The sequence below is a fragment of the Streptomyces sp. NPDC085900 genome, assembly GCF_044540925.1.
Classification (GTDB): domain Bacteria; phylum Actinomycetota; class Actinomycetes; order Streptomycetales; family Streptomycetaceae; genus Streptomyces; species Streptomyces gilvifuscus.
Genome location: NZ_JBITSP010000001.1, coordinates 992,686 through 1,006,187, shown reverse-complemented (window position 1 = coordinate 1,006,187; position 13,502 = coordinate 992,686). Strand labels below are relative to the sequence as shown.

Genomic DNA, 13,502 nt, shown 5'->3' with positions numbered 1-13,502 from the left:
TCGCACACTTCCCCGTTCGTTCATCCGATCGTGTGAGGATTGGCCGCGCGGCTGACGCCCGACGGCCAGTCGTACAGTGGCGTAGGCACGTTTCGTGCCTTACGACTTCCAGGGAGGCGCTTGCCGTGAGTGAGCTGCGGTTCGTCCGCATGGGGTTCGGCACCGAGGCCGTGGACTACCAGGTGGCGTGGGACGAGCAGCGCCGGGTGCACGCGGCGCGGTTCGCGGACGAGGTCCCCGACACCGTGATCCTGCTGGAGCACCCGCCGGTCTACACGGCGGGCCGGCGCACGGCGGACAACGAGCGGCCCCTCGACGGCACCCCCGTCATCGACGTCGACCGCGGCGGCAAGATCACCTGGCACGGACCGGGCCAGCTGGTCGGCTACCCCATCCAGAAGCTGCCGCGCCCGGTGGACGTCGTCGCGCATGTACGGCGCCTGGAGGAGGCGCTGATCCGCACGTGCGCGGAGTTCGGCGTGGAGACCACGCGGGTCGAGGGCCGCAGCGGGGTGTGGGTGCTCGGCGACCCCGTCGAGCAGCGGCCGGCGCTCGGCGGGCTGTCCCTCGACTTCGACCCCCGGCTGACCGACGAGGAGTTCGACCCGCGGCTGAACGGCCCCGAGTACGCCCCGTCCAACGCCGGCCAGCGCCGCGAGGACCGCAAGATCGCCGCGATCGGCATCCGCGTGGCCAAGGGCGTCACGATGCACGGCTTCGCGCTGAACGTGAACCCCGACAACAAGTGGTTCGACCGGATCATCCCGTGCGGCATCCGCGACGCGGGCGTCGCCTCGCTGGCGGGCGAGCTGGGCCGGGACGTCACCATCGCCGAGGTGCTGCCCGTGGTGGAACGGCACCTGAAGGACGTACTCGAGAACGCGGAGCTGAAGCCGCGCCTCGTCGAGAAGACGCCGGCATAAAACCGGCCCGTCCGGCGTTCGAGAACGAGGCCCTTCGGGCCGAAGCGGGGGTCTGGGGGCGGCAGCCCCCAGGGCCGGCGCCGATACCGGGCTTGAAATCAACGGGCGTACCCTTGGGTGCGCCGAGGAATCAATCGCTAGGGAGCCCATCGTGTCCGCAGTCGCACCCGACGGACGCAAGATGCTGCGCCTGGAGGTCCGCAACAGCCAGACCCCCATCGAGCGCAAGCCCGAGTGGATCAAGACCCGGGCGAAAATGGGCCCCGAGTACACGAAGATGCAGAACCTCGTGAAGAGCGAGGGCCTGCACACGGTCTGCCAGGAAGCCGGCTGCCCCAACATCTACGAGTGCTGGGAGGACCGCGAGGCGACCTTCCTCATCGGCGGCGACCAGTGCACCCGGCGCTGCGACTTCTGCCAGATCGACACCGGCAAGCCCGAGGCCCTCGACCGCGACGAGCCGCGCCGCGTCGGCGAGTCCGTGGTCACCATGGACCTGAACTACGCCACCATCACCGGCGTCGCCCGCGACGACCTGGAGGACGGCGGCGCCTGGCTGTACGCCGAGACGGTCCGCCAGATCCACGCGCAGACCGCGGACCGGGAGGGCGGCCACACCAAGGTCGAGCTCCTCGCCCCCGACTTCAACGCGGTCCCCGAGCAGCTGGCCGAGGTCTTCTCCTCCCGCCCCGAGGTGTTCGCGCACAACGTCGAGACCGTGCCCCGGATCTTCAAGCGCATCCGCCCCGGCTTCCGCTACGAGCGCTCGCTGAAGGTCATCACCGAGGCCCGCGACTTCGGCCTGGTCACCAAGTCGAACCTCATCCTCGGCATGGGCGAGACCCGCGAGGAGGTCAGCGACGCGCTGCGGCAGCTGCACGAGGCCGGCTGCGAGCTGGTCACCATCACGCAGTACCTGCGCCCGTCGGTGCGCCACCACCCCGTGGAGCGCTGGGTCAAGCCGCACGAGTTCGTCGAGCTGAAGGAGGAGGCCGAGCAGATCGGCTTCTCCGGCGTGATGTCCGGCCCGCTGGTGAGGTCCTCCTACCGCGCCGGGCGGCTGTACCAGATGGCCGTCGAGAAGCGCGGCGCGTACGTCGCCTCGCAGGCGGTGTGATGGCACGCGGTGCCACGCTAAACGTGTGAATCTGCGCACAAGCAACTACCGCCGGGTAGTGGCCGATTGACGCGGTCCCGGACGTCCTCGCAGTTGGGGACGCCATCGGGGCCGCGTCGACGTTTACGGGACGCGAATCGGGGTTTCATCGGTGTTTGACCGGTCGGTCACGCCCTGGTAACACCAGTCAGTGACCCTGGGTGTACACCCCGTGCACCACCCACCAGTGCCGTCAGCCTCGAGGGGGGACCTCCATCATGCAGGCCGCGCCCGTTCGCGCCACCGCCATCCCGTCGTTCACCGATGCACTCCGTGCCGTCGAGTCGCTGCTCATGAGCAGCGGCCAGCGCACCGCCCGGCGCAACGCCTGGACCTCCGTCCTGGAGGACCGCCGCCGCGCCAAGGACCGTGTCGAGGCGCAGCGCGTCCTCGACCAGGCCCCCGCCGTCCGCCCCTGACACCTCGCGATCCCTTCCCGCCGAGCACCGCCGTCGTCGGCGCTCCCGGGGCCACGTAGACTTCGTGGCATGGCGAGGAAGGACACGGCAGCAGACGCTGCGAACTCCGGGCGACTGAAGCAGATCGTCCTGACCTACAAGATGACCCGCAAGGCCGACAAGAAGATCGGTCTTGTACTCGCGGCTGTCGGCATCAGCATCCTCGGTGTCTTCCTCGCGATCGGTTTCTTGATCGGTCACCCCATCTATCTCGGCATCCTGGGTCTGTTCCTCGCCCTCCTCACGATGGCCATCGTGTTCGGGCGACGGGCCGAGCGTGCCGCCTTCGGGCAGATGGAGGGCCAGCCGGGCGCCGCAGCGGCCGTGCTGGACAACATCGGCCGGGGCTGGACGACGACTCCGGCGGTGGCGATGAACCGCAGCCAGGACGTGGTGCACCGGGCCGTCGGCAAGGCCGGCATCGTCCTGGTCGCCGAGGGCAACCCGAACCGGGTCAAGACCCTGCTGGCCGCCGAGAAGCGGAAGATGAACCGCATCGTCGCGGACGTGCCGGTGCACGACCTCGTCGTCGGCACGGGCGAGGGCCAGATCCCGCTGAAGAAGCTGCGCACGGCCATGCTGAAGCTGCCGCGCGTGCTGACCGGCCCGCAGGTGACCGCCACCAACGACCGGCTGCGCGCCATGGGCGACCTGATGAGCAACATGCCACTGCCGAAGGGGCCGATGCCGAAGGGCATGAAGCTTCCGAAGGGCGGGCCCAAGGCCCGTTGATCCTCCTACGTCGAAGGGGCGCCCGCGGATGCCGCGGGCGCCCCTTCGTGTGTACGGGGGTTCAGGCGCGGACCTCGACGGTGCCGGCCAGCTTGTCGTGCAGACCCCGGCCGTCGCGGTCCCAGATCAGGGCCGGGATCGCGACGCACAGCAGGGCCGTGCGGATCAGGCCTCGCGGGAAGCTGGGGCGGCCCGTGCCGAGGGCGACCACGCGCAGGCCGAACAGGCGCTTGCCGGGCGTGAAGCCGATGGTGCCGACGGTCAGCACGCCGAGGGCGAAGAAGACCAGAAGCGCCCAGTTACCGGTCGACTGCGGGTGGTAGCCGTGCGTGATGAGACCGTATGCGATCAAGAGGCACAGGCCCCAGTCGACGGCCAGGGCGCCGAACCTGCGGCCGGGGCGGGCGATCGAGCCGGGTCCCTCCTCGGGCAGCCCCAGCTGCTCACCGCGGTATCCGAAGTCCACACCGGCTTCCTCGGCGGCCGCGCGGGGGCCGGAGAGCCACGATCCAACTGCTTCCCTCTTGTCCACGCGTCCACGGTACTGCCAGCGTTTCGGGATACGGACAGGTGGGGTCAACCGGACGGCGTCCGGTTAACTTGTGCGAAACAAATGGGTCACGCCCGAGAAATCACCCATCCCTAGTGTCGAGGACAGCGTGTGCCACCGCACTGGCCGCACGAACGAACTACCACCCCGGCAGGCGGTCGGGAGTAGGAGGAGCTGGATGTTCCAGAACGCCGACGAGGCCAAGAAGTTCATCGCGGACGAGGACGTCAAGTTCGTCGACGTCCGCTTCTGCGACCTGCCGGGCGTCATGCAGCACTTCACGGTGCCCGTCGAGGCGTTCGACCCGGACGAGGAGCTCGCCTTCGACGGATCGTCGATCCGTGGTTTCCAGGCGATCCACGAGTCCGACATGGCGCTGCGCGCGGACCTGTCGACCGCCCGGGTCGACCCCTTCCGCCGTGACAAGACGCTCAACATCAACTTCTTCATCCACGACCCGATCACGGGCGAGCAGTACTCCCGTGACCCGCGCAACGTGGCGAAGAAGGCCGAGGCCTACCTCGCCTCCACCGGTATCGCGGACACCGCGTACTTCGGTCCCGAGGCCGAGTTCTACGTCTTCGACAGCGTGCGCTTCGCCACCTCGGCGAACGAGAGCTTCTACCACATCGACTCCGAGGCCGGCGCCTGGAACACCGGCGCCCTCGAGGACAACCGTGGTTACAAGGTCCGCTACAAGGGCGGTTACTTCCCGGTCCCGCCGGTCGACCACTTCGCCGACCTGCGTGCCGAGATCTCCCTGGAGCTGGGCCGGGCCGGTCTGCAGGTCGAGCGCCAGCACCACGAGGTGGGCACCGCCGGCCAGGCCGAGATCAACTACAAGTTCAACACGCTGCTCGCCGCCGCCGACGACCTCCAGCTCTTCAAGTACATCGTGAAGAACGTGGCCTGGCGCAACGGCAAGACCGCGACCTTCATGCCGAAGCCGATCTTCGGTGACAACGGCTCGGGCATGCACGTGCACCAGTCGCTGTGGAGCAACGGCGACCCGCTGTTCTACGACGAGGCCGGCTACGCGGGCCTGTCGGACACCGCCCGCTACTACATCGGCGGCATCCTCAAGCACGCCCCGTCGCTGCTGGCCTTCACCAACCCGACGGTGAACTCCTACCACCGTCTGGTGCCGGGCTTCGAGGCGCCGATCAACCTGGTGTACTCGCAGCGCAACCGCTCCGCGGCCATGCGTATCCCGATCACCGGCTCCAACCCGAAGGCCAAGCGCGTCGAGTTCCGCGCGCCCGACTCCTCCGGCAACCCGTACCTGGCCTTCTCCGCGCTGCTGCTCGCGGGCCTGGACGGCATCAAGAACAAGATCGAGCCGGCCGAGCCGATCGACAAGGACCTCTACGAGCTGGCTCCCGAGGAGCACGCCAACGTCGCGCAGGTCCCGACCTCGCTCCCGGCCGTCCTCGACTCCCTGGAGCGCGACCACGAGTTCCTGCTCGCCGGTGACGTCTTCACGGCCGACCTGATCGAGACCTGGATCGACTTCAAGCGCTCGAACGAGATCGCCCCGCTGCAGCTGCGTCCGCACCCGCACGAGTTCGAGCTCTACTTCGACGTGTGATCGACGCCCTCTCGGTGCCTCCGGCGCCCCCGTCCCGTTTCCCGGGGCGGGGGCGCCGTCGTATGGTTTTCTGCACGACTGTTCGACAGTGGTCGCAGAACTGACGGGGAGATACGGGGATGTCCCAAACGGGGGATGACGAGCGGGAGTTCGACATCAAGTGGGCCGACCGGGCGGAGTTCAAGGAACCCTCCGCGCGGGCCCGGATGCTGGCCGCGCGGTGGCGGGAGAACCCGCCCGAGCCGCAGCCGTTCCGCGCCGACCCGGGGCCGGTGGAACCGCGCCGCTCGTCCTGGGTGTCGACGGCGATCGTCTTCGGGTGTGTGGCGGCCGTGATCGTGCTGCTGGGGTGGGTGCGGTTCCGGGCTCCGTACTAGGACGCGCTCTCACAGGGACCTTTTGCAGCACCTAGGGCCGTTCGGGACCACTTCATGGGAGTGGGCGGGTGCACACTGGACAGCGGGACGAGTGCCTGACTGCGGGGTGAGGCAGATGCAGAGCCGCTTCCGGAGCGACCGGCGACTGACCGTTCGGATGACGGTCACGATGTTCCTGCTCGGACTGCTGTACGTGGGCTTCGTGGCCGCGCTGATCGTGCTGCTGAAGTCGTGGCTGCTCGTCGTGGTGCTGGTCGCGGCGATGTTCGTCGCACAGTTCTGGTTCTCCGACCGGATCGCGATGTTCGCCATGCGCGGGCGGGTCGTGGAACGCGAGGAGTATCCCGAGCTGCACGCGGTGGTCGACCGTCTGTGCGCGATCGCCGACATGCCCAAGCCGGTGGTCGCCGTGTCCGAGATGGACATGCCCAACGCGTTCGCGACCGGCCGGAATCCGGATCACGCGGTGGTCTGCGTGACCACCGGGCTGCTGCGGCGGCTGGAGCCCGCAGAGCTGGAGGGCGTCCTCGCGCACGAGCTGTCGCACGTGGCGCACAAGGACGTCGCCGTGATCACGATCGCCTCGTTCCTCGGCGTGATCGCCGGGCTGATCGTGCGGTTCGCCTTCTACTCGCAGCTGTTCGGCGGAGGGCGCCGGGACCAGAACACCGCCGCCGTCTTCGCCGCCGTGATGGCGGTGTCGGCCGCGGTGTACGCGATCAGCTTCCTGCTGATCAGGGCGCTCTCCAGGTACCGGGAGCTGGCCGCGGACCGGGCGGCGGCGCTGCTCACCGGGCGGCCCTCGGTGCTGGCCTCGGCGCTGACCAAGGTCTCCGGCGACATCGCCCGGATCCCGACGAAGGACCTGCGCACCGCACAGGCCTTCAACGCCTTCTACTTCACGCCGGCCACCGGCAAGGAGCCGGGCATCGAGCGGTTCTTCTCCACCCACCCGTCGCTGGAACAGCGTCTCGACCAACTGGGCCGGATCTCCGCCGAGCTGGGCGAGGCGGCGACCCCCGGAACCTCCGAAACCCCCGGAAAGGCGTGATGCATGGGGCTCCTGGACATCCTGCTCGGCCGCACGAAGCCGGCCCTGCCCGACCTGGACCGGCTTTTCGCGCTGCCGTCGGCGGCCGTGACCCTGGAGGCCGCGGCCGGTTTCACGCCGACCGGCACCGGAGCGGTGTGCTTCGCGACGGTCGAGGGCGCCGCCTTCGAGCAGACGCACCGGGAGGTCCAGGCCCTGCTGGACGCGGACGCCGACCGGGACGGCCCCCCGGTGGAACTCAGCCAGGACGTGTACGGGTACTCCTGGCTGGTCTCGCGCCGCTCCCCCGACCAGCTGTCCGACCTGGTCAACGACCTCCACGCGGTGAACAGTTCGATGGAGGTCAACGGCTTCGGGCCGCAACTGCTGTGCTCCCTGGCCGCGTTCGAGGGTGAGGGCGGCAAGCGACTCGCGCTGGTCTACCTCTACAAGCGCGGCACGTTCTACCCGTTCGCACCGCTGCCCGGCGGCGGGCAGCGGCGCGACAACGCGCTGGAGCTGCAGGTGAAGGCGGCGCTCGCCGGTGACCTGCGGATGGAGCAGGATCTGAGCCGGTGGTTCCCGGTGTGGGGCGCGCCCGGCCTGTAGGTGCCTGCCTGTCGCGCCGGGCCTGCGGGCCCCCGCGTGTTACCTGTTGCGGTCCTGGCGGCGCGACTCCAGGGGGCGCTCGCGGCGGTAGCGGCGCTCCCACTTGGCCTGCTGGTCACGGCGCTTGCGGTAGGCCTGGTAGGTGGCCGGCACCGATCCGGACGAGCCGCCCCCGCCCGACGGCGTCGACGACGACGCGTCGCGGCCGTACTGCAGGTAGAGGAACAGCACGCCGGCCGCGGCCAGCCACCAGACGTGGTTCGAGAATCCTAAGAGGACCAGTACAACGGTCCCGGTGATCAAGATGGTGCCCATGACGGGCCTCCGTGAACGTGGGTCGATTGAGCGATCTGGATGCCGGCGGGGCGCCGGGGGACGGGCGCCCGGCCGTCGGTGCGTAGAGAGTAGCCCCGAGTCCGCAGGGTGATGCCTGTCCTGCGAGAACCGGTGGTGAGCAGCTCCGCTATGCGTGTCCAGCGTAGGAAGCCGGTCACTGCGCGTGCATCCCGTTTTCGCCGCCTACTCCTCCGTGGAGAGCCTCAGACGGCGGTCCATGACGTCCTGGGCCACGTCCGTCAGACGGCGGCGCCGGGAGCGGGCGTGGGAGCGCAGCAGGTGGAAGGCCTCGTCGACGGAGATGGACAGGCTGGCGGCGAGGGTGCCCTTGGCCTGTTCGATGACGATGCGGCTGGTCAGCGCTTGGCCGAGCTGGTCGGCCAGGGCACGGCTCTCGGCCAGGCGGCGTTCGCGGTCCAGGGTCCAGCCGACGACGTCGGTGAGGGACTGGCCGAGTTCCAGCAGCTCGGCGGGGAGTGCGGTGCCGCCGGGCCCCAGCAGCACCAGGGCACCCGGGGTGTCGGCGCCGACATGGAGAGGTACGGCGGCGGCGCGGCCGTAGCCCAGTTCCCGGGCCCGGCGTACGTAGCGCGGCCAGTCGCGGCGGGCCCGGTCGCCGCCCAGGTCGGTGTCCGGCACCGGGGAGCCGGTGCGGCGGGCCTCCGTGCCGGGTCCCTCGTCCCAGGCGACGGCGTCGCGGGCCAGGTCCGTCAGGCTCTCGTCGGTACCGGCCACCTGCGCCGACCCCCGGCCGTCGGGGAAGTACAGGACGATCGCGGCGCAGTCGTCGAACAGCTCGGTTCCGTGCTCGGCCAGGGCCCGGAGCAGGCCGGTGGGGTCGGCGGGGTCCGCGACCGGGCTCGCGGCCAGCTCGACGAACGCCCTCGCCAGCCGCCGCTGTGACACGGGCTTGGTCATCGGTCTCCCACCTCTTGGCCCTTCGCCCTGGGGGCGGCGGCCTCGCCGGCCGCGCGCTACGTTCCGCAGTCTTACGTGTTCCCGCTCGAGTGTCCGGTTCCCCAGCCGAGCAGCAGCTCTCCCGCCAGGATGCGTTCCGCCACCCGGTGGGCCGGGACGCCCTCGCCGAAGGCGTACGCCCTGATCAGCTCCAGCGCGTCGGCCACCGGACGGTCCAGCTGTACCGAGACCATTCCCGCGGCCTGGTGCACCTTGGCCCGCAGCTCGATGCCGTCGTGCAGGTCGAGCACGCCGGCCGGGGGCAGGATCACCGAGCGGGTGAGGGCATCGGCGATCTCGGCGAGGGCGGTCGAGCCGGCCGTCCCGGGTGCCGGGTCGTAGACGGCGAGCGCGCCGACGCAGTTGCCGTCCAGGCTCAGCGGTACGGCGGCCACCTCGGTGATGCCCAGTTCGCCGACGGCGGGGCCGTAACCGGGCCAGCGCTCTGCCAGTGCGGCGCCGTTCGCCACCACCGGCCCGGCCGTGCTCGTCGCGTCCCGGGCGGGGCCCTCGCCGAGCAGGAACTCCAGTTCCTGGGCGGCCCGTGAGGGCTCGTCGGAGGCCGCCAGGGCCAGTTCGTCGAAGGTCCGGCCGACCAGTGTGAGGGCGGCGCCGCCGCTGCCGCAGGCCTCGGCGACACCGGTCATGAACAACTGCCACGTGATGTCCGGCCGGCCGGCCCAGGCGCCGAGCCGCACGGCGAAGGCGTCCTGAAGCCGGGCCGCGGTCCGGTGGCACGCGGACGTCGACCGGTGGACGGCGGCGATGCGCAGGTGGAGGTCCCTGAGGAACGCGTCGGCGCAGTCACCGGCGAGGCGTTCGTGCCGCTCGGCACGGTCGGTCTCGTGCGCCGAACGCGCACGCGCCGCAGCCGCTCTCCGCTCCGCGGAGGCCCGGGGGTCCGAGGCTTCGCCTCCGATGGCCATACCGGGATCGTACGCCCGGGCTCCCGGCGCGGGGCCTGTCGTCCGGACCCGCCGGAAGACGCCGCGCGCCCGTACGTCACACGTCGGGTGCCGCCCTGACCACTCCGGCGGCGATCGCCGCGCCCAGGGCGGCGTGATCGGCGGCGGTCTGGTCGGCGTAGGCGAGGGCGAAGTCGGCGACGGCGCGGTCGAAGGTGTCGGCGTCGCCCAGGTAGGCGGCGATGGCGATGCGGTCGCCGGAGCGGGCATGGGCGCGGGCCAGGGCGGTGCCGCACAGACGGGCGTAGGCGAGCAGCTCGGGCGGGCTCATGCCGGCGACGTCCGCGGAGCCCTTCATGTCCCGTAGTTGGCGCCAGTAGAAGGCACGCCCCTGGGGTCCGCTCATCCACCCCAGGAAGATGTCGCTCGCGGCCTGCGTCAGCCGCTGCCCGGCCACGACGCGGTGCCCGGGATGGACGTACGGCCCGTGCGGCAGATGCTCCTCCAGTACGGAGTTGCGTGCCTCCTTGATCTGCAGGAACAGCAGGTCGTCGGTGTCCCGCCCGGCGAGCAGCACGACGAAGCAGCGCATGCCGACGCTGCCGACGCCGACGACCTTGCGGGCGGCGTCCACGAAGCGGTAGCGGTCCAGGAGCAGACGGCGTTCCTCGGAGAGGGTGGAGCGGTAGTCGCTGAACATCTTGCGGACGGCGGCCATGTCGGAGACGCCGGCGGACTCCAGCAGCGGCGGGTCGTGCACGATCCTTCGGCGGCCGTCGACGACCTCGGTGAGCTTGCCGACGGCGTGCAGGCTGGTGCGGCGGCGGGCGCGGGTGAGGCTGGCGGCGACCTGCCGGCGGCGGCGCGCCGAGCGGGCCAGTGAGCGCAGGCTGTCGGCGTCGATGCGCTCGTACCAGACCTCCAGCTCGCCGCGTCCGGCCAGCCGCCCGATGGTGGTCCGGTAGGCGGCGGCCGCCGCCGTCGCCGCCCGGCGCGCCTTGTCGTCGGCGTGTCCGTTCTCGCGGGCGGCGACGGCCACGCTGGCCGCGAGCCGCTTGACGTCCCACTCGAAGGGGCCGGGGAACGTGTCGTCGAAGTCGTTGAGGTCGAACAGCAGCGTGCGTTCCGGGGAGGCGTACAGGCCGAAGTTGAGCAGGTGGGCGTCGCCGCACAGCTGCACGGTGAGTCCGGTGTGCGGCCGGGAGGCGAGGTCGGCGGCCATGACGGCGGCCGCCCCGCGCAGGAAGGCGAGCGGCGAGCCGGCCATCCTGCCGTACCGGATCGGCAGCAGCTCGGACAGCCGGTCCCTCCCCTGCCGCTCCAGTACGCCGACGGGGTCGGCCCGGTCGACGGGCGCGAGCCAGCCCGCGTGCCCGGACCGCGGCACCCGCTTGCGAGCGGCTTTACCCCGCTGGGCACGGTCGGCCGGGGCGGCGGGGGCGATGGACGTACTCATGGAGCGGACCGGGGAGGTGCGGTGCGGCCGTGGGGCTGGAGGGTCGGTGACGGCAACCGTCTCCATGTGGCCCCGCCCGTCCCGCGCCGTGTGCCGTGTGCCGTGACTGCCGTCCATCTCGCCTCCCGCCGCCGTGTCCGCCTGGGACGGTTCCGGTGATCCCCTCGGCTCGTCGCCTCCTGATCGCAGTGAAGGCGGGAGCCGGGTGGTGCGCATGCCGGGTCCGGCAATCGGGTGACGGGACGCGGGGGCGCGGGGTTCGCGATGATGCCTTCAGGGCCGGGTGCGGCTCGGTGGTGGTTGCTACGGGGTGGAGGGCGCATGGGCGACGGGGAGCGGTACGTCGGGGTGGCGGAGCGGCGGGCGCGGCTGGCGTTGCGGCACCGGCTCGCGGGGCAGGCCCGGGGCGCGGCGCCGGAGGAGATCGCGGACGCGCTCGTCGCGCTGCACGGCACGGACCCGGCGACGGTGTACCTGGCGGTGGGCGCGCGTCTGAGGGATCCGGCCCGGACGGTGCCCGAGACGGACCGGGCGCTGTACGAGGACCGCTCGCTGGTCCGGATGCACGGCATGCGCCACACGGTGTTCGTCTTCCCCACCCCCCTCACCGCGGTCGTGCACGCCTCGACGGGCCTGGCGGTGGCCGCGCGCGAGCGGGCCAAGCTGGTGACCGACATGGCGAGGGCCGGGGCGCCGGACGCGGCCTGGCTGAAGGAGGTCGAGGAGTCGGCGCTGGCCGCGCTGGCCCGCCGCGGCCAGGCGACGGCGGCCGAACTGGCCCAGGACGAGCCGCGGTTGAGGGAGCGGTTCGTGTACGCGGCCGGGAAGGGCTACGAGGGCGTGCACACCGTCTCGGCGCGGCTGCTGCGGGTGCTGGGCGTGGAGGGCAAGGTGGTGCGCGGCCGGCCTCTCGGCTCCTGGACGTCGACCCAGTTCCGCTGGGCGCCCGCCCCCGCCCACCCCGAACTCGACCCGGCCGGTGCCCAGGCGGAGCTCCTCGGACGCTGGCTGACGGCGTGCGGGCCGGCCACCGAGGCGGACCTGAAGTGGTGGACGGGCTGGAAGGTGACCGACGTACGGCGCGCGCTGGCGGCGATCGGCGCGCGTGCGGTGTCCCTGGACGAGGGCACGGGGTACGTCGTCGAGGGCGACGTCGATCCGGTGGCCGGGCCCGTCGAGCCGTGGGCGGCGCTGCTGCCGGGCCTGGACCCGACGGCGATGGGCTGGCAGGCGCGGGACTGGTATCTGGCGCCGGGGCTGCGGCCGTCGCTGTTCGACCGCAGCGGGAACGTCGGACCGACGGTGTGGTGGAACGGCAGGGTGGTGGGCGGCTGGGCGCAGCGCGCCGACGGGGAGATCGCCTGGCGCCTGCTCGACGACGAGGGCGTGGGGCGCGAGGGCGAGGCGGCGATCGAGGCCGAAGTGGACAGACTGCACGGCTGGTTGGGGTCGGCCCGGGTGACGCCGAGGTTCCGGACCCCGTTGGAGAAGGAGTTGGTGGCCTAGCGCCGGTGTGCCGGGCGCCCCCGCGGGAGGGCGCCCGGCACCGGTGGCTCACCTCGAGTAGCGCATCAGTGCCCGCACCATGTGGCACGTCGTGTCCGACGGCGGGTGTACTCCGATGGTCTCCGCCGTGCTGCGGATCGTCTCGTTGCGGGCCTGGTTCGGTACGTACACGCCCGAGTCGAGCAGGGCGATGGCCAACCGCATCGCCTTGAGGCGGCGGTTGTGCGTGACGTACCACTCGCGCGGCCGCCCCGGCGGCAGCGGGCGCTTCTCCACGGGTTCGTACGGCAGGTCGAGCAGGACGGGGCGCTTCACGGTGGACTGGGTCGGCTTCGGCTTCAGTGCGGCAGCGGGCACAGGCATCCTCCTGTCGCGGTGAGGGAGTCGGAACGGGGGTTTCGGCAGCCCCCCAACACCCTCGAACACTTCTTCTAGTGTACTGCTCGCCACTGACAAAAGGCCCTGGCCACAAGGGCTTTCGGCCACCCCTGACGTACCGTGGACCCCATGGAGATCTGGATCAACCCGGCCTGTTCGAAGTGCCGCAGCGCGATCGGCCTGCTCGACGCCGAGGGAGCCGACTACACCGTCCGCCGCTACCTGGAGGACGTGCCGAGCGAGGACGAGATCAGGGACGTACTCGACCGTCTCGGGCTGGAGCCGTGGGACATCACCCGCACCCAGGAGGACGCGGCGAAGGAGCTGGGGCTCAAGGACTGGGCGCGGGACGCGTCTTCGCGCGAGCGGTGGATCACGGCGCTGTCGCAGCACCCCAGGCTGATCCAGCGTCCGATCATCACCGCGGACGACGGCACGGCGGTCGTCGGACGTTCCGAGGAGGCCGTCCGGGACGCTCTGTCCCGTTAGCCGACGGTATCTCCGGCGACGGGATTCCGGGCCTGGACTGCTGTTACCCTCC

The 13,502-nt window shown here is 71.3% G+C and carries 16 protein-coding genes; 10 read left to right on the top strand and 6 right to left on the bottom strand.

The window, feature by feature from the left end:
- Positions 1-125: 125 nt before the first annotated feature.
- The 4 genes from lipB to ACIGDI_RS04485 all read left to right on the top strand — a co-directional run bounded on the left by lipB (position 126) and on the right by ACIGDI_RS04485 (position 3,269).
- On the top strand, positions 126-923 hold the full coding sequence (gene lipB / locus ACIGDI_RS04500; RefSeq protein ID WP_399890328.1) for a lipoyl(octanoyl) transferase LipB: 798 nt from the start codon (positions 126-128) through the stop codon (positions 921-923).
- Positions 924-1,074: 151 nt separating this feature from the next.
- Positions 1,075-2,040, top strand: coding sequence for a lipoyl synthase (gene lipA / locus ACIGDI_RS04495; RefSeq protein WP_200702740.1), 966 nt, complete (start codon positions 1,075-1,077; stop codon positions 2,038-2,040).
- A 257-nt stretch (positions 2,041-2,297) separates the two neighbouring features.
- A complete protein-coding gene (locus ACIGDI_RS04490; protein WP_200702741.1) occupies positions 2,298-2,498 on the top strand; it encodes a hypothetical protein in 201 nt (66 codons plus the stop codon).
- A gap of 69 nt (positions 2,499-2,567) precedes the next feature.
- On the top strand, positions 2,568-3,269 hold the full coding sequence (locus tag ACIGDI_RS04485; protein ID WP_200702742.1) for a DUF4191 domain-containing protein: 702 nt from the start codon (positions 2,568-2,570) through the stop codon (positions 3,267-3,269).
- Positions 3,270-3,330: 61 nt separating this feature from the next.
- On the opposite strand, the gene ACIGDI_RS04480 is transcribed toward ACIGDI_RS04485, so the two are convergent.
- Entirely contained in the window at positions 3,331-3,801 is a 471-nt protein-coding gene (locus tag ACIGDI_RS04480) for an RDD family protein (protein WP_200702743.1), read from the bottom strand.
- Positions 3,802-3,997: 196 nt separating this feature from the next.
- Between ACIGDI_RS04480 and glnA the strand changes: the two genes are divergently transcribed.
- From glnA to ACIGDI_RS04460, 4 genes are all read left to right on the top strand, one after another.
- Positions 3,998-5,407 (top strand): type I glutamate--ammonia ligase, encoded by a 1,410-nt coding sequence (gene glnA / locus ACIGDI_RS04475; RefSeq protein WP_200702744.1) that lies wholly within the window; start codon positions 3,998-4,000, stop codon positions 5,405-5,407.
- A gap of 119 nt (positions 5,408-5,526) precedes the next feature.
- Positions 5,527-5,784, top strand: coding sequence for a hypothetical protein (locus tag ACIGDI_RS04470; protein ID WP_142151495.1), 258 nt, complete (start codon positions 5,527-5,529; stop codon positions 5,782-5,784).
- A gap of 115 nt (positions 5,785-5,899) precedes the next feature.
- Entirely contained in the window at positions 5,900-6,835 is a 936-nt protein-coding gene (gene htpX / locus ACIGDI_RS04465; RefSeq protein WP_399890321.1) for a zinc metalloprotease HtpX, read from the top strand.
- A 3-nt stretch (positions 6,836-6,838) separates the two neighbouring features.
- Positions 6,839-7,423, top strand: a complete 585-nt coding sequence (locus ACIGDI_RS04460; protein WP_399890318.1) for a hypothetical protein — start codon at positions 6,839-6,841, stop codon at positions 7,421-7,423.
- Between the two features lie 39 nt (positions 7,424-7,462).
- On the opposite strand, the gene ACIGDI_RS04455 is transcribed toward ACIGDI_RS04460, so the two are convergent.
- From ACIGDI_RS04455 to ACIGDI_RS04440, 4 genes are all read right to left on the bottom strand, one after another.
- Positions 7,463-7,738, bottom strand: a complete 276-nt coding sequence (locus ACIGDI_RS04455) for a hypothetical protein (protein ID WP_399890315.1) — start codon at positions 7,736-7,738, stop codon at positions 7,463-7,465.
- Positions 7,739-7,942: 204 nt separating this feature from the next.
- Complete coding sequence (locus ACIGDI_RS04450; protein ID WP_399890313.1) at positions 7,943-8,677, bottom strand: GAF and ANTAR domain-containing protein; 735 nt, start codon at positions 8,675-8,677, stop codon at positions 7,943-7,945.
- Positions 8,678-8,748: 71 nt separating this feature from the next.
- Positions 8,749-9,642, bottom strand: a complete 894-nt coding sequence (locus tag ACIGDI_RS04445; protein ID WP_399890310.1) for a GAF and ANTAR domain-containing protein — start codon at positions 9,640-9,642, stop codon at positions 8,749-8,751.
- Positions 9,643-9,718: 76 nt separating this feature from the next.
- Positions 9,719-11,077 (bottom strand): DUF2252 domain-containing protein, encoded by a 1,359-nt coding sequence (locus tag ACIGDI_RS04440; RefSeq protein WP_399890307.1) that lies wholly within the window; start codon positions 11,075-11,077, stop codon positions 9,719-9,721.
- 321 nt (positions 11,078-11,398) lie between these two features.
- Between ACIGDI_RS04440 and ACIGDI_RS04435 the strand changes: the two genes are divergently transcribed.
- On the top strand, positions 11,399-12,583 hold the full coding sequence (locus tag ACIGDI_RS04435; RefSeq protein WP_399890304.1) for a winged helix DNA-binding domain-containing protein: 1,185 nt from the start codon (positions 11,399-11,401) through the stop codon (positions 12,581-12,583).
- A gap of 48 nt (positions 12,584-12,631) precedes the next feature.
- On the opposite strand, the gene ACIGDI_RS04430 is transcribed toward ACIGDI_RS04435, so the two are convergent.
- On the bottom strand, positions 12,632-12,940 hold the full coding sequence (locus ACIGDI_RS04430) for a hypothetical protein (RefSeq protein ID WP_200702750.1): 309 nt from the start codon (positions 12,938-12,940) through the stop codon (positions 12,632-12,634).
- A 150-nt stretch (positions 12,941-13,090) separates the two neighbouring features.
- Here ACIGDI_RS04430 and ACIGDI_RS04425 point away from each other — a divergent pair, with 150 nt between their 5' ends.
- Positions 13,091-13,450, top strand: a complete 360-nt coding sequence (locus ACIGDI_RS04425; RefSeq protein ID WP_399890301.1) for an arsenate reductase family protein — start codon at positions 13,091-13,093, stop codon at positions 13,448-13,450.
- Positions 13,451-13,502: the final 52 nt, after the last annotated feature.

What these genes read in the sequence shown, in the direction of transcription:
- ACIGDI_RS04490 (WP_200702741.1), top strand. Translation starts at nt 2,298, where the DNA reads ATGCAGGCCGCGCCCGTTCGCGCCACCGCCATCCCGTCGTTCACCGAT.
- ACIGDI_RS04485 (WP_200702742.1), top strand. Translation starts at nt 2,568, where the DNA reads ATGGCGAGGAAGGACACGGCAGCAGACGCTGCGAACTCCGGGCGACTG.
- glnA (WP_200702744.1), top strand. Translation starts at nt 3,998, where the DNA reads ATGTTCCAGAACGCCGACGAGGCCAAGAAGTTCATCGCGGACGAGGAC.
- ACIGDI_RS04470 (WP_142151495.1), top strand. Translation starts at nt 5,527, where the DNA reads ATGTCCCAAACGGGGGATGACGAGCGGGAGTTCGACATCAAGTGGGCC.
- htpX (WP_399890321.1), top strand. Translation starts at nt 5,900, where the DNA reads ATGCAGAGCCGCTTCCGGAGCGACCGGCGACTGACCGTTCGGATGACG.
- ACIGDI_RS04460 (WP_399890318.1), top strand. Translation starts at nt 6,839, where the DNA reads ATGGGGCTCCTGGACATCCTGCTCGGCCGCACGAAGCCGGCCCTGCCC.
- ACIGDI_RS04455 (WP_399890315.1), bottom strand. Translation starts at nt 7,738, where the DNA reads ATGGGCACCATCTTGATCACCGGGACCGTTGTACTGGTCCTCTTAGGA.
- ACIGDI_RS04450 (WP_399890313.1), bottom strand. Translation starts at nt 8,677, where the DNA reads ATGACCAAGCCCGTGTCACAGCGGCGGCTGGCGAGGGCGTTCGTCGAG.
- ACIGDI_RS04445 (WP_399890310.1), bottom strand. Translation starts at nt 9,642, where the DNA reads ATGGCCATCGGAGGCGAAGCCTCGGACCCCCGGGCCTCCGCGGAGCGG.
- ACIGDI_RS04440 (WP_399890307.1), bottom strand. Translation starts at nt 11,077, where the DNA reads ATGAGTACGTCCATCGCCCCCGCCGCCCCGGCCGACCGTGCCCAGCGG.
- ACIGDI_RS04435 (WP_399890304.1), top strand. Translation starts at nt 11,399, where the DNA reads ATGGGCGACGGGGAGCGGTACGTCGGGGTGGCGGAGCGGCGGGCGCGG.
- ACIGDI_RS04425 (WP_399890301.1), top strand. Translation starts at nt 13,091, where the DNA reads ATGGAGATCTGGATCAACCCGGCCTGTTCGAAGTGCCGCAGCGCGATC.